Raw genomic sequence first — 17,686 nt, forward strand, 5'->3', positions numbered from 1 at the left:
AGAGCAACTTCAAATGAAATACTTATTGACCGCCCTGTTTACCCTTATTTTTATCGGCGGCTGCACGTCAACTCAGCAGTCAGACCCACAAATTAAAAACGGTTATGTTCAGATGCAATTCGATATTAACGAGCAAGGCAGGCCCGAGAACATCCGTATTATTGAGTCAAGCCACAATGGCTTATTTGACCAAGAAGCCATACGCTCACTAAAAGAATGGAAATATAACCCTAAAATTGAAAATGGCGCACCCGTCAGGCAAACCAACCAAAAGGTGCAGCTGGATTTTGATATCAAAAATTAAGCAGACAATTCGTAAACGAGTTTATTTCGTTTTGTTCCGCGCCTAGGCAATGCGACGCGCGGTTCTTCGTTTAATGCCTATTTGGGATTTGACTTTCATCGGGCACAACAATGCAGCAACAGCGGCCAACAGTGGAGTTATTACAGCGCCCAACAAAATCAAGTCGACAGACCGTATGGTAAAAGCAAAGATTGATATAAGCATAATGCTAAGGTTCATTGCGCCTGTTATCGTCCATAAAGCGCCTTTGTGAAGATAAAGTAGCGAACCACATAGTTTACAACGGACTTTTGTATCAAAGATAAGAAGCGATTTCTGCAGTGGAGAAATCCCATTTTGGGCACAGTCAGGGCACTTCATTCACAATTCCCATTGAGCAAGATGAGTAACATACTACTTTGATTTAACAACAATGGGTATGGGCGCTGACTTACCCCTGCTCAATCTCTGCTAAAAACTGGCTGAGTATTGCTTTGCTTTCAGCCAGTCGCGCGGCTTTCTCATCAACGACTTTGATTTCGCTGTACAACAGGTTTCTAAGTTCGTCACAGGGCTCAAAAATGGGCCTGTCGCCGCGAATACAAGGTAAAAACTGTAAAATGGTATTGAGTGTCATGCCTGCCGCGCTTAGTAACTGAATACGGGTCAGCGTTTGTACATCGTTTGGTGTGTAATTGCGATAGCCTGACTGGGTCCGCATGGGATGAAGCAAGCCTTGCTCTTCGTAATACCGCAGCATGCGAATGCTGATCCCTGTTTGTTTCGATAATTCGCCGATTTTCATTATGCGTTCTTGACTCTCACAGTGCTGTCAGGGTTTATAGTACTGGCTTCCAAAAAGGGTTTCAATCCGGGAGTTAATTGTATGAAAGAAAACACCTTTACATCGCAAAGTGTGGTCAACGGCACGCTACTTCAGGAGCCACAGATGAGCCAGCTGGCCTTCTCTGGTTTTGCACATTTTACCGCTATGCAGGTACGTGATGGCAGGGTCAAGGGCATGGATCTGCATCTTAACAGGTTACGTCATGCTTCAGTCGAATTGTTTGGCCAGGCATTGTCTGATGCCGAAATTCTGACATCTGTTCGTGTTGCTATCGCTGCGGCGGGCACGGACTTGTCTTTAACGGTTACCTTGTATTCTGCTCATGGTGAGTTCACCCTGGAAAGTTTGAACAGCCAGCCGAATATACTGGTTCGCACTGGTGAACCTGCGAATGGACCGGGCGGACCGCTGAAACTGCTGGCTACCGAATATAGTCGGCCGTTACCTGAAATTAAACATGTCGGCGAAATCAGTAAAACTTACTATCTTCATAGGGCCGCGCAGCAGGGCTATGATGACGCGGTATTTGTGGATGACGCGGGTTACCTGAGTGAAGGGACCATCTGGAATCTGGCCTTTTGGGATGGTGAAGCGGTGATTTGGCCACAGGCTCCAAAACTGCAAGGCACCATGATGAGTATGGTCCAGCGGCAACTACGCTTACTTAATATCGAGCAGCGCACCGAGCCTGTGACATTGGCGAGTTTGCCATCGCTACGCGGCGCTGTGGTGATGAACTCCTGGACACCGGGTGTGGCGGTGGCAGAAATTTCAGGCCACAGCCTGAGAGAGTCTCAGTCCTTATCTGCGCTTCTTCATCGGGCATATCAGGCGGAGCCCGCTCAGGTAATCTAGTGCGCTGAGCCCCGTTGCGTAAGCAATTTGGGGCATCGATGATCAACAGTGGTAATGTGCCTATTCGTCGTTCAGTTCATTAAGTTGCTGTTCAACGCGCGCCAGCAAAGATCCAAACCTTTTTTCGGCGGCGCGTTTATTCCAAAAGTAGATCCCCACCATGCCAAGCAGCACAATCAGGTAATACAATTGCATGTGCGTATCGAGTTGAATAACTCCTTCATCATTCATATTGGCGCCCAGCGTGATCAGCATGACACTGACAAAAATGGGGGCTATGTACCACCATACTATGCCTTCCAGGAGTTGCTTTTGCTGAGCCAGCCTTTGCTGCTCCTGATGTAAATATGCCCGGATGCTGTCATCTTTGCTGGGGGAAATACGGCGGGCTTTGAGCAGTTTATAAGGGATATACAGGCTTGTCAGGGTGGCCAGAACACAGCCTAAAGACTGGACCCAGTTTAAGCTAATGGTGAGACCGTACAGCCAGACAGGGATAAGCAATAATGAAATGGATATTTCCATAAAATCGCGCACTTTAATATCACGCTGATATTTCTTTGTTTTAGTCTTAAGCTCATCGACCTGCAACGCCAGTTTTGCTTCTGAGCTGCTGGTTTCAATTTGCTGTTCAAAGTTATGCTTTAGATCATCCAGTTTCATGACTCGTCTCCTACAAAGTTTTGTTCGAACTCACGTTTAATGCGCTTTATCCGCGAGCGCACCGCGTTGTCGCTTATCCCTAATACGTGTGTAATGTCTTCCGACTTGAGGCCATCCAGGTACATCATCAGCACACCTGCATCGATATCACTGAGTGTGTCCATAAATTGATTAAGAATATCGGCCTGACAGCCGGCATGTTCAGCTTGAGGTTGCTGTCCACAGTGCCTCGAAACGGATTGTTTAATGTCATTGTGCTTAATTCTGGTTTTGACAAAGGTGTTGGCCGTATTCAGCGCCACTTTATACACCCAGGTACCGATGGAGGACTGCCCCGAAAAGCTTTCATAACTGCGCCACAATTGCAGCAGGATCTCCTGATACATATCATCGCGCTCTAGGGGGCCGCCATAGCGTGAAGCGATATACCGTATTCGCCCGTCGTTTTCAGTGAGCATTTGTTCGAATGAAGGTTGTGTGTTCACTATGTCCCTGCTTTTTGTTGTTGATGTTATTAGGTTAGTAGTGCTCAGGACCTGAATGTGTCACAGACTGTCAAAAAAAGTGCAGCGAATTTGAATAGGAGAGGCATGCCATAACCTTAGATACGGGCTATGGCATGTATCCCCGGTTAAACACCCGGGGAAGCGCGTGTATTACAGTTTGCCCTCAGCCAGGCCAATGATAAAGCCATAGCTCAGAGCGGTATCATGAATGCGCTTAAAGCGGCCCGATGCGCCACCGTGCCCGGCAGACATATCGGTTTTTAACAATAAAGTGTTGTTGTCCGTTTTATATTCGCGAAGCTTGGCAACCCACTTGGCAGGTTCAAAGTACTGCACCTGAGAATCATGCAAACCGGTTGTGACGAGCATGTTCGGGTAATTTAGTGCACTGACCTGATCATAAGGAGAGTAAGAGCGCATATAGTCAAAATAGACTTTGTTATTCGGGTTACCCCACTCGTCATACTCATTGGTTGTCAGTGGTAACGACTCGTCCAGCATGGTGTTGATCACGTCGACAAAGGGCACTGCCGAGTGCACGCCGTGGTACAGCTCAGGTTCCTGGTTGATCACTGCGCCCATTAGCAGACCGCCTGCGCTGCCACCGCGGGCATATAAACGTTTTGGATCGCCATAGCCTGACTTAGTCAATTCCTTAGTGACATCGATAAAGTCGTTGAAGGTATTCATTTTGTTTAGCTTTTTACCATCCTCGTACCAAGGTCTGCCTAACGCCTGAGAGCCACGAATGTGAGCAATGGCATAAACAAAGCCCCGGTCCAGCAGGCTTAATGTACTGACACGGAAGTAAGGGTCTCGAGTTGAACCGTAAGAACCATAACCATATTGCAGCAGTGGATTGGTCCCATCTTTTTTGAACATGGCTTTTTTGTAGACCAGTGTGACGGGGACTTTCGCGCCATCTCTGGCTGTAATGAACAGGCGCTCGGAAGCGTATTCATCGGCATTAAAATCGCCCAGTACTTTTTTTTGCTTACGCTGCGTTTTTTCCAGTGTTTTCAGGTCGATGTCATAGATGGTCTCAGGCGTTGTCATGCTCTCGTAGCTTACCCTGACAAAACTGCTACCCAGCTCCCGGTTGCCAGCCATCTCAGCCATATAGGCCGGATCATTAAACGACAGGGTTTTATGTGAGCGAGTTTTTAAATCAAGCACGTTCAGGGTGCCTACGCCCTCAACCCGCGATTGATACACCAGGTGATTGTCAAACAGTTCAACGTCTTCCAGCTTCGCCTCAGGGTTGTGGGCTATGATGGTCTTCCATTTACGTTTATCCGACACTTCATCTTTGTGCGCTTTCATAAGCTTAAAGTTGACGGCATTGTCGTTGGTATAGACAAAATAATAGTCGCCTTGTTTGAGCACATTGTACTCATGCCCTTTGGTTCGAGGCAGCAGGCGATACGGCTGTGCTTGTTCGTTGTTGGCATCAATAACGGACAGGCCCTTGGCTTCTGTGCTGTCATGGACAATGTAAATTTCACTGCCGTCTTTGCTTCTTTCCAGGTAGGTGTAATAGGTATTGTCTTTTTCTTCATACACCAGTTCATCTTGTGACTGGTCCTGGCCCAGCACATGGCGATATACCTGATAACCGAGTAAAGTCACAGGGTCTTTCTTGATGTAATAGATACTGCGGTTGTCATTGCCCCACTGGATACTGTCGGCAGCGCCTTCTAGTTTGTCGGTGTAAATCTCTCCGGTTTCAAGGTTTTTCACACTGACCGTATAGATGCGACGACTTAGCGTATCTTCTGCAAAAGCCATGAGCTTGCCATTCGGGCTGACGCTTAGTGCACCGAGGCCATAGTAAGACTGGCCTTCAGCCCGTTGATTGGCATCAAAAAGCTGAGTTGGTTCGGTACCGTCCGCATGTTTACTGCGGTAGTAAATGCGATATTCCTGGTTGCCCTTTACTTCACTGAAGTAGTAGTAGTCACCGCGCTTATACGGCACACTGCGGTCATCTTTCGCGATTTTACTTTTTATTTCTTCAAATAAGTCTTTGCGTAATGACTCTATGGGGGCCAGCTTTGCATCTGCATAGCGGTTTTCCTGCTCAAGATGAGACAGCACTTTCTCTGAGCTTCGGGTGTCGTCGCGTAACCAGTGATAGTTATCAACCAGTTCATAGCCATGGATCTGGGTGACGTGAGGAATTTTTTGTGCAACTGGAGGCTGAACTTGCTGCTGGCTTGCCTGAGTGTCTGTGTTTCGCTCTGTCACGGTCTGGCTGCACGCACTGGCCAGCATAATCGCACCTGCAATGGCGCTGAATTTGAGAATTGTCATGTCTGTCCTTTTTGACATTCGGGGTGTGCCCCGGTTGGTCAGTAAAATGAGCGGGTGCTCAAATGTATTTAGCTTGATTGTTGTCGGATTGTAATCTCATCTTTAACAAAAGTACAAAGGGCCTGAGACAAGTGGGGAGGTTTGACGGGTAGGTGTATTGTTTTGGCAAGGGCCAGCTCTGTGGAGAGCTGGCATACCCTGATGTTAGCAGTTTTCGCTTTCTGCATTGAGGTTTTCTTTGGCTTTTTCACACAGATCTTCAGCCTTGTTTTGTACATCTGTAATGGCCTCGTCTACGCGCTCACCAGCGTCCTCGGCAGGGCCATCAGAACAACCAGCCAGGCCCAAAATAGTGATAAAAAAAGTTGCCTGAAGTGCAGTAATCATGTGTTTCATAATGTGCTCCTTAAAATTTAATGAAGTAACGTGTGGCTGCTATGCGTTTGGCTTTTTAATCACAGGCAGCACAAACGACAGCAAAACCAGGGCGATAAAAACAAAGAACAATATCTGTGCAATGCCCGCAGCGGCCCCGGCAATGCCACCAAAACCCAGAATGGCACTGATCAGTGCAAGGACTAAAAATCCGAGTGACCAACGTAACATGTGAACCTCCTGTCTGTGTTTGATCGGGCAGGGCCAGTGCCCTGCGAAGTTTGTGATATGACGTTTATAACTAGGCGGTCAATTCCTGAAGTGCTTTCATTTCATCATGGCAAGCCTGCATGCGGACCTGGATCTGTCTTAAGTCCTGAACACACTGAGGCGGTAATTGTTGCTCTAAGGCATCGGCCACTTTTTCCAGCACCTTATCCTCTACTTCTTCTAACTGCGCGATATAAGTGTGTGTTTTGTCTGTACTCAATACACCCAGCACCTTAGTGTAATGCTCGCGTAACGTAACCAGCATGTCAGAGTCAGTTTCGCGCTCGCCTTCATCAATCAGCGCGTAGGTTTGTAACTTCGAGATTGCCTGAACCTTTTCAGTGATCATGGTGTTAAAAATGGCACTGATGCGCTCATCGTCTACTTTGTCTTTGGCGTCTTTGTAAAACTCCACGCCACCATTGAGCACCTTGACTAATTCCTTCAAAGGTTCCATATCGTAGTTCGAATGTGTCATCGTTTAACTCCTTACTTGATTGCTTAAGTTTGTTTGTTGCTTAAACTAATGCATTGCCCGTACCAGTTTTAAATTTTTTTAATATCAGTGGCTTATGATTCTTGAATTAAACGGGCGATGCAAGCTTTACCCTGTGTCTGTAACTTTTACGCTTCACTACTGGGTACTTCTTTCTCACCTTGCTGTTTGTGTGCACGCTGGCGCATATTGATTTGCATGTCCTCCAGGTTGGCACCACCTTTGGCATTAAAATCCAGCGTACGAATAGGAAAGGGAATAAGAATATCGTTTTCTTCCAGGGTTCTGTGGATTGCAATAATGGCTTTGTGGCGCATCTGCATAAAGCCAATCTCACCCGGATAGTCAATCCAGAACCACACCAGCAGATTGACAGAGCTGTCGCCAAACCCGCAGGCATAGACATCGGTTTCGTGTTGTTTTATGACGCCATCCAGCTCGTTGATGGCTTTCACTATCACAGATTCGGCCTGCTCAATGTCATCGGCATAAGAGATCCCGACTTCTATTTCTATCCGTCGGGTGGCCAGGCGTGAGTAGTTGATCAATTCATTTTTAAACAGGATTTTGTTGGGCACTATGGCCAGCTGACCATAAAAGTTTTCAATTAAAGTATTGCGCAGGTTAATTCGGCGGACGGTGCCGAAGGTGTCGCCGGCTTCTACCACATCGCCAACCCGAAAAGGTTTGCGAATGCCCATCACAACCCCGGCTATCATGTTTTCGGTCATATCCTGAAAGGCAAAACCGATTGCCAGTCCTATGATGCCAGCACCGGCAAGTAGTGACGCCACCGCTTTTGACAGCCCCATAATATCCAGCGCGAAGAAAAACCCGATCGCAACCAGGATCATACGGCAGATCCCCGCAATCAGCCCGGCTATCTGGTTTGACTCAAACAAGCGTTTAAGCAAGGTCAGCAGCCAGCGAGCAAGGAATTTAGACAGGAGCACAAACACAATAAAAATGAGTGTTGCAATGACCAGGTTGGGTAAATTCTTAATTGTCAGTTCGGCCCAGTTCACGAGCTTTTCATTGAGCAGCGACCAGAAGTCTTGTGGGGTAAATGTAAATGACATAACGCCTCCTTATTTGTATCTGGTGATAGCAGCAGGGAGCGTGCCATTGGGCTATATGTTTAATTTCAATAGGTTAGTAAAATTTGCGGTGGCCTGTGTAGAAATTGCCAGTAAATAGTTCCACACCGGTATGTAAAAGATACAGGCAAAAGGCAGAGGGAATTATCTAACTGTATGATTTTAAATGGTTAAGATAACTGGCATGCAAGCTGCACCTGTTAAAGTGAACTCATCCACAAGGAGAATGATTATGAAACGCACAATTCTAACACTTGCTTTTGCTACGGCTTTTTCAACTTCAGCGGTTAACGCTGCTGACAATCAGTGGGAAAAAGAGGCCAGCGACGCCTGGATAGACGGTAAAGCTGAAGCCACTTTATTGTTCAATGGCAACCTGAATTCGTTCGACATCAACACAGATGTGAAAAACGGCGTGGTGGTCCTCACAGGTAAGGCCGACCACAGCGTTGATAAAAAACTGGCAACTGAGCTGTTGATCGGTATTGACGGTGTAAAAGAGGTAGACAACCGGTTGACTGTGGTATCAGAGGACAAAGATAAAGATGACAAAGGCGATGCTGAGTCTGACTTTGTTGATGCCAAAATCGCGACGGTGATTAAAACCCGTCTGCTATTTGATACTGACATCAGCGGTACCGACATCGACGTTGATGTCGACAATCAAACCGTGACGCTTACCGGTGAAGTTGAGTCAGACGCTGAGAAGCAGCTGGTGGTAAATATTGCAGCGAACGCAGACGATGTAAAACGTGTCAACAATAAGCTGACCGTTGTTGATGAACGCTCATAGAGCAACACAGTTACTCCGTTGACTTACAGGCACGCTTAGCGTGCCTTTTTTATGCGTTTTGTACAATGGCGGTCAGGTCGGGGAGTGAGACAGGTTTAAGTAACACCTGGCTGACCGGGTAAGAGAGCAGGGCGTCGGGGTCGGGTTCACTGCCGCTGACCACCACCAGTTTAGCCGGGCTCTGGCGCTTGTGAACTGCTGCAACCAGTGCCAGTCCGGAGCCATCGGGTAAATTTAAATCCAGCATTATCACATTAAAATCAGCGTGTTTGTCCAGCTCGCTCAGGCCCTCAGTGCAGCTGCCGGCAGCAACGACTTCACACTCTAATGACTCCAGCAAGAGCTTCATTAAGTTGCGCGCATCCGGGTCATCTTCAACCAATAAAATTCGCTTGTTTTTGACGTTTGAGTCGCTGGGCTGTGTGGTGAGCGTGTCTTGTGCGGGTTGTGCGGACAAATGATCCTGTAAACAGGATTCAAGCTGAGTAACGTTAATAGGTTTGGTCAGGGTATCGTTAAAGCCGAGGGCTTTAAGGGTGTCCAGATTACTTTTCTGGGCTGCGGCTGTTAGTGAGATAATCGGCGTACTATTGCCCTGTGCGCGCAATTTAACTATGGCGTCTTTGCCGTTTAATATCGGCATGTGCAAGTCCATAAACACCAGGTCAAAATCCGCATCAGTTTGAGTGAGTAAGTCACAAGCTACTTTGCCATTTTCCGCATAGCAGACCTGGGCACCGGTGGCTGTAATGAATTGCCCCAGCAGTTGGCGAATTTCGGGCAAATCTTCAACGATGAGCACCTTACCGGATAAATTCGTTATCTTTGACGAAGGCCGATTTACAGTGGTGGCGAGCAGATCCAGCTGGCCAAGCTGGCCGGAACATTGGCCCGGCTCGATAGTAAAGCTGAAGGTACTGCCATTGCCCACGCTTGACTCAACCTGTAAATTCCCACCAAGCAAGCGGATCAGGGCAGAGCTGATGGCCAGTCCAAGCCCGGCGCCTTCCTCGGAGCGTGTGGTACTGTCCTGCACCTGCTCAAAGGGCTTAAAAATGTGTGTTAGTTTATCCTGTGGAATACCAATGCCGGTATCCTCAATCGCAAAATAAAGTTTACCTTCTGCGGCTGGCCGCACCTCAATTGAAACCTGTCCTCTTGGCGTGAATTTTATGGCGTTGTAAACCAGGTTGATGAGCACCTGCTTCAGGCGTTTTTCGTCAGACTCGATATAAGCGGGTAAGAGTGAGTTGGTGTGAATGGCAAACTGAATGCCCTTTTTATCCGCTGCAATGGAAAACAGGCTGTGCAGATCGGCAAGTAACGAGGCCAGGCAGATCTCACTGGGCTCAACCTGCAGGCTGTTGGCGTTGATTTTCGACAAATCAAGCACGTCATTAAGCAGGTTCAGCAAGTGCTGGCTGTTATTGTGAATGATAGACAGCTCAGGTTTGATATTGTCCAGCTCGCTGCGGGTTAGCAACAGATCGGTATAGCCCATGATAGAGGTTAGTGGGGTGCGCAACTCGTGGCTCAGGTGGGCCAGAAAGCGGTCTTTGGCGCGGCTGGTGGCCTGTGCCCGCAGCCGCTCCAGGCGCTCACTTTCAAGCTCCCGACGGGACAGGGCATAGCGGATCGCGCGGATAAATCGCGGGCTGCTGATCTCAGACTTAAGTAAGAAATCTTCTGCGCCCAGTGCCAGTGCATCTGCGTCCAGCACCTCGTCGGCCTGGCCTGTGAGCATCATAAACGAGGTATTGATGGGCAGTGCTTTGGCGGCTTCAAGAATGGTCAGGCCGGTATGTCCGCCAAGCTGATGGTCAAGCAGGCAGAGGTCGAACTGATCAGATTCCAGTGCCTGCAGCACCTCATCATGTTCACTGAGCCAGGTGACATCAAACTGATAGTTGGGCACTTGTTGTAAGTAATCCAGTGCCAGTACATAGTCGTCTTCATCATCCTCTACCAGCAGTAGCTTAACCACCTGCGCATTTTGCATCTGTGTCTCCTAGGGTAATTCGACGATTTCAATCCAATACTTGCCCAGTTGACGCATCAGCTCGACCAGTCCATCGAAGTTTACTGGCTTGGAAATATACGACGCGGCACCGAGATCATAGCCTCTGAGTTTGTCTTCTTCTTCCTTAGAGGTAGTGAGGATCACCACGGGGATTGAGCGCAGTGTCGGATCCGCCTTGATCTTTTGTAGCGCTTCACGACCGTCCATTCGTGGCATGTTGAGATCCAGCAAAATAATGCTGGGCCGGGGATATGCCGTTTTATCTTCAAACGGCGGCTCATTGTTCAGATAAGCTAACAGCTCAACACCATCGTGCACAAAATTTAGATTGTTCAGTACCCGGCTTTCTTGCAGGGCGTCCTGGGTCAGCAAACGATCGTCTTCATCGTCGTCTGCCATCAAAATATTAATGCGTCTGGTTGATAAGCTGCTCATCGGCGGTGTCCTTTAATGTGAGAGTGGAAGCAAGGTCAGGCAACAGGATGCGAAAAGTGGTGCCCTGGCCTTCAATACTGTGTGCGCTGATCTGCCCGCCATGACGTTCGACTATGCGTCGGCATACGGCAAGACCAATGCCCGTACCTTCATAAGATTTACGGGTATGCAGGCGTTGAAACGGGGTAAAGATTTTTTCGCTATACTCGGCGGCAAAGCCAATACCATTGTCGGTGAGATCAATTTCCAGCCAGTCGCATTCAATGTCTTCAAGTAGCTTGCTGGGGGCAGTGGTTTTGCTCATGGTTATGGCAATCTCTGGCGGCACGCCCTCGCGACGGAATTTCATGGCGTTGGATAACAAATTCAAAAATAATTGATGGAGCTGGACAGGGTCGCCTTCAATGGTCGGCAAGGGGTCAACCTGAATACGGGCATTGGTGTCGCTGATGGTGATCTCCAGGTCATCCAGCACAGTCTCTACGAGTGGATTCAGTGCGACGTCTTCGAACTCTTTTCCTTTGGTCGTCACTCTGGATAAAGAAAGCAGATCGGTGATTAACACCGACATCCGCTTGGCAGCGTTGTCCATTCTGGACAGGTAATCTTTGCCTTTGTCATCTAGCTGCGCTTCGTAATTAGCCTTGATACGATCAGAAAACGCGCGGATTTTCCGTAGTGGCTCCTGTAAGTCATGAGAAGCGATAAACGCAAAGTCTTCGAGCTCTCGATTGCTGCGGGTCAGTTCATCCGCGTAAAGCTCCAGTGCCTGAGTGCGCTCTGTCACTTTGTCTTCGAGTTGCTCATTGTAGCGTTCAAGCTGCTCTTTTGAACGACGAACACTGTGCAGGTGTTTAATTAAAAACCCTAAAAACAGGGTGCTGATCAGGGTGCTTAACACCGTGAACCAGATCAGGTTGTCTTTTGCGGTTTCCCGTGCCTGCGTCAGACGCGCCATTAACAGGTTTCGGATCTCGGTTTCTTCAGTCATGATGGTGGCGTACAGGGTGCGTAAGTCAACCCCGGTACTTCGCACATCGTCCAGCATTCTGTGTGGTTCAAGCTGCTCATTGTCCCTTGCCAGCGCTACACTGGCAGACAAAGACTCAAATTTAATCCGGGCATGCTGAATATAACGTTCCAGGCGTCGCTGCTGAGGAGGGCTTTCCGAGCGGATTGTCTGGGCTTCACTCAGGCTATGTTCAAATTTTTTCAGTGCAATTTTATAGGGAGCCAGATCGCTTTCGCGCTGGGAAATAAGATAGCCTCGCTGCCCGGATTCGGCATTAAGAATGTCAATGTGCAATTGATCGACCCTAAGCATGACTTCGCCGGTATTTTGTAGACTGCGTTGAATTCTGGCGATTTCATCGGTGTTTTTTAATCCCAAAGTGGCCACTAATATGACCCCTGCCAGGATCAACAGCGGGATTAGCCACACCATACTTTGTATATACCGGGAGTGATTGAATGTGTGCACAGTCGTTCCTGTCAATCTTGTATCATCAAGGTTTGTAGCAATTCGCTACACGCCTTGCTGGCTTTAATGATATCCTCGGCTGATTGCTGAATTTCGGCTTCTGAACCTGGCTTCTGGCTCAGGATCTTAATCAACTCTGCGTGCATAGAAATATGGTTGAGTGGCTTTCTGGCATCATGAATGAGTGTTGCGATATCAGATTTGTCTGTCATCTTTCCCCTCGCTTTACTTTGTTTCTTCGGGTGTTGACTGCTCGTATGCATTCAGGCGGTTGTACAGTGTTTTGGTGCTGATCCCCAGCATTTTTGCGGCCAAAGTTTTATTGCCATCGACCGAATCCAGGGTCTGATAAATTAGCTTTCGTTCGACCTCTTCGATGGTTTCGCCGACTTTAACTGGTGCGGACGGGGTTGTGGCTGATGTGGCAGGCGCCCGAGGTGGTGCTTGAGTGTCAGACGCCTGAGCACTCGCGAATGGCGAGCTGACAATCTCGTCTATCGTTAGTGCGGTTGTATCGGGATCTGCCATAATAAATGCGCGATGAATACAGTGTTTCAGCTCTCGAATATTGCCTGGCCAGCTGTGTGCCGTCAGTACAGCATGAGCCTGCTCGGTGAGTTGATATTGTGTTTTATATTCATCATTGAGCTGATGGACAAAAAACTCACTCAGCAGCGGTATATCCTGAGGACGTGCCCGCAGCGGCGGGATTTCAATGGGGAATACGGCCAGACGAAAATAAATGTCTTCACGCAGTACGTTCTTTTGCGCGATTTCGGCCAGTGTTCGATTGGTCGCAGACACCACGCGACAATTGACTTCAATGGGCTTAGCCCCTCCCACCCGGGTAATGGTTTGCGTTTCCAGTGCCCTGAGTAGATTAGGCTGCATTTCAATAGGCATTTCTGTGACTTCATCCAGAAATAAAGTGCCATTTTGTGCCAGCTCAAATACGCCTTTCTTTTGGTTGATTGCGCCGGTAAAAGCCCCTTTTTCATGACCGAACAATTCGCTGCCGATCAGATCTTTGGCAATTGCGCCACAGTTCACCGACACCTGCTCACCGCTGCACTGACTGGCGTTGTGGATGGCCTGAGCAACCACTTCTTTACCTGAACCACTTTCTCCCATTAACAATACATTGGCATTGGTTTTCGCGACCCGCTCTATCATAGTAACCAGTTTTTTCATGGCGGGAGAGTGGCCGATCAGGCAGCCAAAATGGCGTTCAAAGGGATCCGTTTGGGCATGGTGAGTGGCGGTTTTGGTGTTGAGAACGCGCTTAACGTCATCGGCTTCTATGGGTTTGGTCAGGTAATTGATTTGCTCATCGCACATGCTGGCCAGTGCCGCCTTAACCGAAGGATGGCCTGTTATCAGGGTTATTTGTGCCGTGAGTTTGAGGCTACGTATATGATCTATAAGATGTAAACCACTGCCATCGGGAAGCATAAAGTCGAGAAACAGATGGTCAAAACGCATATCAGCAAGCCACTGTTTTGCTTCGCCTATACTGCCAGCGGTGTATACGTCACAGCCTATAAACTCAATGATCCGAGCGGCGATAGTCGTAAATTCATGGTCATCATCAACCAGCAGAACGGTCTTCATTCGGGATCCTTGTTAGCTTGAACGTGTCGACTCTGGGGCCATGATCCACAAGGAAGCCTGATTCACTTCAATGTTAAGGCTGTCGGCACTTTTTACTTCACCATCAATACTATACTGTATTTGCTTTGAGTCTGCGTGTAAAGCAACTCGCTGGCAGCGGGTGTGTGAAACGGCGCTCTCCTGTGCTGCAGAAGGGCCAGATATCCCGGTTGCGATCAACTGTGCCACACTCAGAGCACGAGACGCAGACTCTGGTTCATGATGGATCAGCGTCAGATCCAGCAAGCCATCCTGATAATCCGGTTCACCACCGCCTTGCGCCAGCACTGTGGTAATGGGGGCTGCGTTAGCCACCGCCAGACTGGCAATATCCAGGCTTTGTGCAGGTTGATTATCAATGCGCAACGTCACGCGCTGCTTTTGTCCATCGGAGACGGCATTAATAAAGCCACTGATGTAGGCCAGCTGGCCACTGCGGTTTTTCTCGCTGCGACTGGCGTGCTCAATCATCTGCGCTTCAAACCCAAAGGCGGCAACCAGTAGCCCCGTTTCGCCGTTGCAGGTCATGGTATCTATTTGTATGTAATGTTCACTTAACAGCACCTCACAGGCGCTACTGATTGGATCCACTTTACTGCGTATCCCCAGCAGTACATGTGCCAGTGCATTGGCTGTCCCAAGCGGAATAAACCCCAGTTTACATTCACTGTTGACCAGTGCATGAGCAACGGCGGTCAGTGTGCCATCACCGCCGCAGGCAATCAGGCGCTCGGCGTCTTGGCTTAGCTCAACGGCCAGTGCTGCAACATCCGTGTCCTGTTCGGTAAAATGCAGAACAAGGGTGTACTTGCTACACAGCAGGCCAATCACCTGATTGTCGTACAGGTGCCATTTTCCGCCGCCAGAAACGGGATTAATGATCAAATCCAGGCGCGAACCCGGCGTATCGCGCAGATCGTGCATCAGTGCTTTAAGGCGATGGTGCTGATAGCGGTTTAAACGTGCTGTCTGACGTTTACTGTTGATAAACTGCATGGCATCAGCCACGGACAAGGACGGGTCTTGCAGCATCAGGTAGGCGGCAACGACAAACACCGAGCGACCGCGCCCCAGCGCACAGTGGACGACCACTTTTTTGTTGAGCTGATGCATCACTCTAAGCCAGCTTAGCGCATGTCGCAATTGGGCGTCACTGGGGGTTTGATGATCTAAAATGGGTATATTGAGATAATACAAGCCTTGCTCTTCGGCAGACCAGTTCAGACCGTCGAACTCGGCCGTAACATCCAGTATTGCTTCAACTTGCTTGGATTGCAGCATAGGAATGTCGCTGGGAAACAAACGACAAGCCAAAAACAAATTGTCTTTCACCTCTTGTACAGGTGGCACACTGTCCTGGTATCGTTGCCAGGCATTATAAAGCTGCGCCCCTAAAAAATAGGGCAGCAGCAATACTTTGATATAAAATGGCACTTGCCCGGTGGTGCGTTTACGAAACAGTTCTGGCCTGTCCAGCGCATAGGCTACGTAGACGCAGGCAACAGACGCGCTGAGCCACAGAGATGGCAACAGCACTAAGCTGTCCAGACTCAATGTGGTTAGTAGTAGGGTGAACAGCAGTAAAATAAGGTAGTAGTGCGCAGTGCTCATGAATACTCCTTAATTGAGAGACTGATAAACACTATTCAATTTTCATTCCGCCCCTCAGGCTACGAAAACAGCTTATCCAGACTTCAGCGTAGGAGAGTTTTACAGAGTGTGTAAAATTTACCGACCTTGCTATGAATTAATTGCTTGGTTCGGTTTTTATCCTGATAACCTCTGTTGGCGCATGTTACTTCCATTTCAAATATGACACATTCAAAGACGCGATTCCTGCGATATTAATCGGGAGCGGTTCCATGTTTCTGTTTGTATCGGGGTTACTGTAGTTTGAAAAAAGGCTCCATTATGGAGCCTGTGATGGTTGATGACATCATGCTCTGGCCAGTTTCTTCAACGCAGAGCGGGCTTTTTTCTTGAGGCGCTCACTCAGTGTTTCGGTAATGACTTCGTTCAAAAGCTGTTTTGCAACTGCGGTTTTGCTGCGGTCTATCGCTATTTCGGCCAGTCGGAATTTGACCTGGCTTTTATCTGGCATATCGTAGTGGTGCGACGCTTCATCCAGGTACTGCTGTAATGCCGCTTCACCCTCATCATGGTGTTTACCTAGTTGTTTGCTGAGTACACCAATAAGCACCAGTGAATGGTTTCTGGCTTTTTCCTGTTGAGTAGTCGCTGTTTTCATGGTCGCAGCTTTGCGGAACTGGTTTAATGCTTCTTCGCTCTGGTCGAGCTCGCGATATACCTGACCCAGGGTGTAAAAGAATCTGGGCTCTGCAGCATATTGCTTCTGTCCGATAGCGATGAAGCGAGCGAACTCATCTTGTTCACCTGTTTTACCAAGCAAGAGCAAGCGTGTCAGGAAGGCTTCAAACGGGGCGATTTTTTCTAATTCGTTTATATGTGCCAAAGCGGCCTGTTCATCACCACCAAACATGGACGGGGCATTGATATAAAACTTGATCAGTGCAGTGCGATACTCCGTATTATCCGGGGCCAATTCCACAGCTTTGATGAACGATGCTTTGAGCTTTTTAATATAACCAGAGACACTGAAAATGCTTGCCTGCTCGGCAATTTTGGCGACCACTTCAACATGGGCAAAATAGAGCTCTGGATTGTTTGGGTGCTGAGCGAGTGCTTCTTCTATATGTTGCAGCGCGACTTCATCCTGATCACTTTTCAGCGCAATACGTGCCAGAAGCAGCGGCTTATGATAATCAGAGGTCTGTTGTTGCAGCAAAAGAGACTGTGCAAGGCGTAGATTGCCTTTTTCAAATTCTGCTCGTCCCTGTTCAATACTGGCAGTGGCTGTAGTGCTGCAAATAAGCAGTGCAAGGGGCATAAGTAGTGTGTTATTCATGTGTATGTTTCCTTCTAAGTATCTAAAATAAATAGTGTTACTTTTTAACCTGTCGCTCAGTGAACGCGCTGGTTTGCGACTTAATTGACGGGGCTTCCGATTGGGTGTGCGGCAGGGGCATGCCAACGGATGGCCGTCCAGGCAATGGTCAAAAGTAAGCTAAGTTGAATGGCGGCCAGAAACAGGTAAAAAGGATCGGTTTCCACCCCCCCCAGTACAAACACAAAGGTGAGCGGGACGGCCACAAGGTTACATAACCGGTTTATTCGGTAGCCGAGAAACTGGGATAAAAAAATCATCATAATGGGAATTTCGATGAGTACGGCGCTGATCAGTAGCAGTGGCTGTGATAGTTTGACCGAGCCGGAATAGCCACTCATCAATGTCTCAATTACGCCAGGCGTGATAAAAGCCGAGACAAAGGCCAGGATATCGGCATAAATCATATTGAGCATCACCAGCAACCAAAGCGTTGCAAGTTTAATGCGAATACGGCCATCGGGTATTTCGCCAGCGGTTGAATTTGGGTTTGTCATACGTGGTTCCTTAGTTCATATTGGGGTCCATGTAAAAAGGTTTGCCCGGTTATATCCAGGTAGCACTCAGACTAACTGCTCTGGGCTAAGGCGTCGTCCTAGCGTAAAGGCGCGGACAGATTTGCAAGAAAGAAAAATTAA

General features: G+C 48.3%; 19 protein-coding genes. 3 read left to right on the plus strand and 16 right to left on the minus strand.

Annotation, left to right across the window (positions count from 1 at the left end; translation table 11 throughout):
- The first annotated feature begins 13 nt into the window (after positions 1-13).
- Positions 14-304 carry an energy transducer TonB gene (locus ACXAH1_RS09580; RefSeq protein WP_253047219.1) on the plus strand — a complete coding sequence of 97 codons (291 nt, stop codon included), beginning with the start codon at positions 14-16 and terminating at the stop codon, positions 302-304.
- Positions 305-734: 430 nt separating this feature from the next.
- On the opposite strand, the gene ACXAH1_RS09585 is transcribed toward ACXAH1_RS09580, so the two are convergent.
- Complete coding sequence (locus tag ACXAH1_RS09585) at positions 735-1,088, minus strand: MerR family transcriptional regulator (protein ID WP_475196306.1); 354 nt, start codon at positions 1,086-1,088, stop codon at positions 735-737.
- A gap of 81 nt (positions 1,089-1,169) precedes the next feature.
- Here ACXAH1_RS09585 and ACXAH1_RS09590 point away from each other — a divergent pair, with 81 nt between their 5' ends.
- Positions 1,170-1,985, plus strand: coding sequence for an aminotransferase class IV family protein (locus tag ACXAH1_RS09590; RefSeq protein WP_475196308.1), 816 nt, complete (start codon positions 1,170-1,172; stop codon positions 1,983-1,985).
- Positions 1,986-2,045: 60 nt separating this feature from the next.
- On the opposite strand, the gene ACXAH1_RS09595 is transcribed toward ACXAH1_RS09590, so the two are convergent.
- The 7 genes from ACXAH1_RS09595 to ACXAH1_RS09625 all read right to left on the minus strand — a co-directional run bounded on the left by ACXAH1_RS09595 (position 2,046) and on the right by ACXAH1_RS09625 (position 7,687).
- Entirely contained in the window at positions 2,046-2,648 is a 603-nt protein-coding gene (locus ACXAH1_RS09595; protein ID WP_475196309.1) for a hypothetical protein, read from the minus strand.
- Positions 2,645-3,133 (minus strand): RNA polymerase sigma factor, encoded by a 489-nt coding sequence (locus tag ACXAH1_RS09600; RefSeq protein WP_475196311.1) that lies wholly within the window; start codon positions 3,131-3,133, stop codon positions 2,645-2,647. Before ACXAH1_RS09600 ends, ACXAH1_RS09595 begins: the two co-directional genes overlap by 4 nt.
- A 171-nt stretch (positions 3,134-3,304) precedes the next feature.
- Entirely contained in the window at positions 3,305-5,467 is a 2,163-nt protein-coding gene (locus tag ACXAH1_RS09605; protein ID WP_475196312.1) for a S9 family peptidase, read from the minus strand.
- A gap of 204 nt (positions 5,468-5,671) precedes the next feature.
- Positions 5,672-5,863 carry a hypothetical protein gene (locus tag ACXAH1_RS09610; RefSeq protein ID WP_475196314.1) on the minus strand — a complete coding sequence of 64 codons (192 nt, stop codon included), beginning with the start codon at positions 5,861-5,863 and terminating at the stop codon, positions 5,672-5,674.
- Positions 5,864-5,902: 39 nt separating this feature from the next.
- Positions 5,903-6,073: a DUF1328 family protein gene (locus ACXAH1_RS09615; protein WP_235413881.1), complete on the minus strand. Its 171-nt coding sequence runs from the start codon at positions 6,071-6,073 to the stop codon at positions 5,903-5,905.
- Between the two features lie 70 nt (positions 6,074-6,143).
- Positions 6,144-6,590, minus strand: a complete 447-nt coding sequence (locus ACXAH1_RS09620; RefSeq protein WP_475196315.1) for a PA2169 family four-helix-bundle protein — start codon at positions 6,588-6,590, stop codon at positions 6,144-6,146.
- 146 nt (positions 6,591-6,736) lie between these two features.
- Positions 6,737-7,687, minus strand: coding sequence for a mechanosensitive ion channel family protein (locus tag ACXAH1_RS09625; protein WP_475196316.1), 951 nt, complete (start codon positions 7,685-7,687; stop codon positions 6,737-6,739).
- Between the two features lie 250 nt (positions 7,688-7,937).
- On the opposite strand from ACXAH1_RS09625, the gene ACXAH1_RS09630 reads away from it, so the two are divergent.
- Complete coding sequence (locus ACXAH1_RS09630) at positions 7,938-8,498, plus strand: BON domain-containing protein (protein ID WP_475196318.1); 561 nt, start codon at positions 7,938-7,940, stop codon at positions 8,496-8,498.
- Between the two features lie 49 nt (positions 8,499-8,547).
- Here the strand turns inward: ACXAH1_RS09630 and ACXAH1_RS09635 are convergent, their stop codons facing one another.
- The 8 genes from ACXAH1_RS09635 to ACXAH1_RS09670 form a co-directional block, all read right to left on the minus strand.
- Positions 8,548-10,497 (minus strand): response regulator, encoded by a 1,950-nt coding sequence (locus ACXAH1_RS09635; protein WP_475196319.1) that lies wholly within the window; start codon positions 10,495-10,497, stop codon positions 8,548-8,550.
- Positions 10,498-10,506: 9 nt separating this feature from the next.
- The gene (locus ACXAH1_RS09640; protein ID WP_138544164.1) at positions 10,507-10,953 is read right to left on the minus strand and encodes a response regulator; all 447 of its coding nucleotides are present in this window, start codon (positions 10,951-10,953) and stop codon (positions 10,507-10,509) included.
- Positions 10,925-12,433 (minus strand): sensor histidine kinase, encoded by a 1,509-nt coding sequence (locus ACXAH1_RS09645; RefSeq protein WP_475196322.1) that lies wholly within the window; start codon positions 12,431-12,433, stop codon positions 10,925-10,927. Before ACXAH1_RS09645 ends, ACXAH1_RS09640 begins: the two co-directional genes overlap by 29 nt.
- 11 nt (positions 12,434-12,444) lie before the next feature.
- Entirely contained in the window at positions 12,445-12,645 is a 201-nt protein-coding gene (locus tag ACXAH1_RS09650; protein WP_475196324.1) for a histidine kinase, read from the minus strand.
- A 13-nt stretch (positions 12,646-12,658) separates the two neighbouring features.
- Positions 12,659-14,044, minus strand: coding sequence for a sigma-54-dependent transcriptional regulator (locus ACXAH1_RS09655; RefSeq protein ID WP_475196327.1), 1,386 nt, complete (start codon positions 14,042-14,044; stop codon positions 12,659-12,661).
- Positions 14,045-14,056: 12 nt separating this feature from the next.
- Positions 14,057-15,694 (minus strand): diacylglycerol kinase family protein, encoded by a 1,638-nt coding sequence (locus ACXAH1_RS09660; RefSeq protein ID WP_475196328.1) that lies wholly within the window; start codon positions 15,692-15,694, stop codon positions 14,057-14,059.
- 325 nt (positions 15,695-16,019) lie between these two features.
- A complete protein-coding gene (locus ACXAH1_RS09665; protein WP_475196330.1) occupies positions 16,020-17,009 on the minus strand; it encodes a tetratricopeptide repeat protein in 990 nt (329 codons plus the stop codon).
- Positions 17,010-17,089: 80 nt separating this feature from the next.
- Positions 17,090-17,545, minus strand: a complete 456-nt coding sequence (locus ACXAH1_RS09670) for a DUF6326 family protein (protein WP_475196331.1) — start codon at positions 17,543-17,545, stop codon at positions 17,090-17,092.
- Positions 17,546-17,686: the final 141 nt, after the last annotated feature.

This window comes from Pseudoalteromonas sp. AWH4_217, assembly GCF_056161105.1.

What these genes read in the sequence shown, in the direction of transcription:
- ACXAH1_RS09580 (WP_253047219.1), top strand. Translation starts at nt 14, where the DNA reads ATGAAATACTTATTGACCGCCCTGTTTACCCTTATTTTTATCGGCGGC.
- ACXAH1_RS09585 (WP_475196306.1), bottom strand. Translation starts at nt 1,088, where the DNA reads ATGAAAATCGGCGAATTATCGAAACAAACAGGGATCAGCATTCGCATG.
- ACXAH1_RS09590 (WP_475196308.1), top strand. Translation starts at nt 1,170, where the DNA reads ATGAAAGAAAACACCTTTACATCGCAAAGTGTGGTCAACGGCACGCTA.
- ACXAH1_RS09595 (WP_475196309.1), bottom strand. Translation starts at nt 2,648, where the DNA reads ATGAAACTGGATGATCTAAAGCATAACTTTGAACAGCAAATTGAAACC.
- ACXAH1_RS09605 (WP_475196312.1), bottom strand. Translation starts at nt 5,467, where the DNA reads ATGACAATTCTCAAATTCAGCGCCATTGCAGGTGCGATTATGCTGGCC.
- ACXAH1_RS09610 (WP_475196314.1), bottom strand. Translation starts at nt 5,863, where the DNA reads ATGAAACACATGATTACTGCACTTCAGGCAACTTTTTTTATCACTATT.
- ACXAH1_RS09615 (WP_235413881.1), bottom strand. Translation starts at nt 6,073, where the DNA reads ATGTTACGTTGGTCACTCGGATTTTTAGTCCTTGCACTGATCAGTGCC.
- ACXAH1_RS09620 (WP_475196315.1), bottom strand. Translation starts at nt 6,590, where the DNA reads ATGACACATTCGAACTACGATATGGAACCTTTGAAGGAATTAGTCAAG.
- ACXAH1_RS09625 (WP_475196316.1), bottom strand. Translation starts at nt 7,687, where the DNA reads ATGTCATTTACATTTACCCCACAAGACTTCTGGTCGCTGCTCAATGAA.
- ACXAH1_RS09630 (WP_475196318.1), top strand. Translation starts at nt 7,938, where the DNA reads ATGAAACGCACAATTCTAACACTTGCTTTTGCTACGGCTTTTTCAACT.
- ACXAH1_RS09635 (WP_475196319.1), bottom strand. Translation starts at nt 10,497, where the DNA reads ATGCAAAATGCGCAGGTGGTTAAGCTACTGCTGGTAGAGGATGATGAA.
- ACXAH1_RS09640 (WP_138544164.1), bottom strand. Translation starts at nt 10,953, where the DNA reads ATGAGCAGCTTATCAACCAGACGCATTAATATTTTGATGGCAGACGAC.
- ACXAH1_RS09650 (WP_475196324.1), bottom strand. Translation starts at nt 12,645, where the DNA reads ATGACAGACAAATCTGATATCGCAACACTCATTCATGATGCCAGAAAG.
- ACXAH1_RS09655 (WP_475196327.1), bottom strand. Translation starts at nt 14,044, where the DNA reads ATGAAGACCGTTCTGCTGGTTGATGATGACCATGAATTTACGACTATC.
- ACXAH1_RS09660 (WP_475196328.1), bottom strand. Translation starts at nt 15,694, where the DNA reads ATGAGCACTGCGCACTACTACCTTATTTTACTGCTGTTCACCCTACTA.
- ACXAH1_RS09665 (WP_475196330.1), bottom strand. Translation starts at nt 17,009, where the DNA reads ATGAATAACACACTACTTATGCCCCTTGCACTGCTTATTTGCAGCACT.
- ACXAH1_RS09670 (WP_475196331.1), bottom strand. Translation starts at nt 17,545, where the DNA reads ATGACAAACCCAAATTCAACCGCTGGCGAAATACCCGATGGCCGTATT.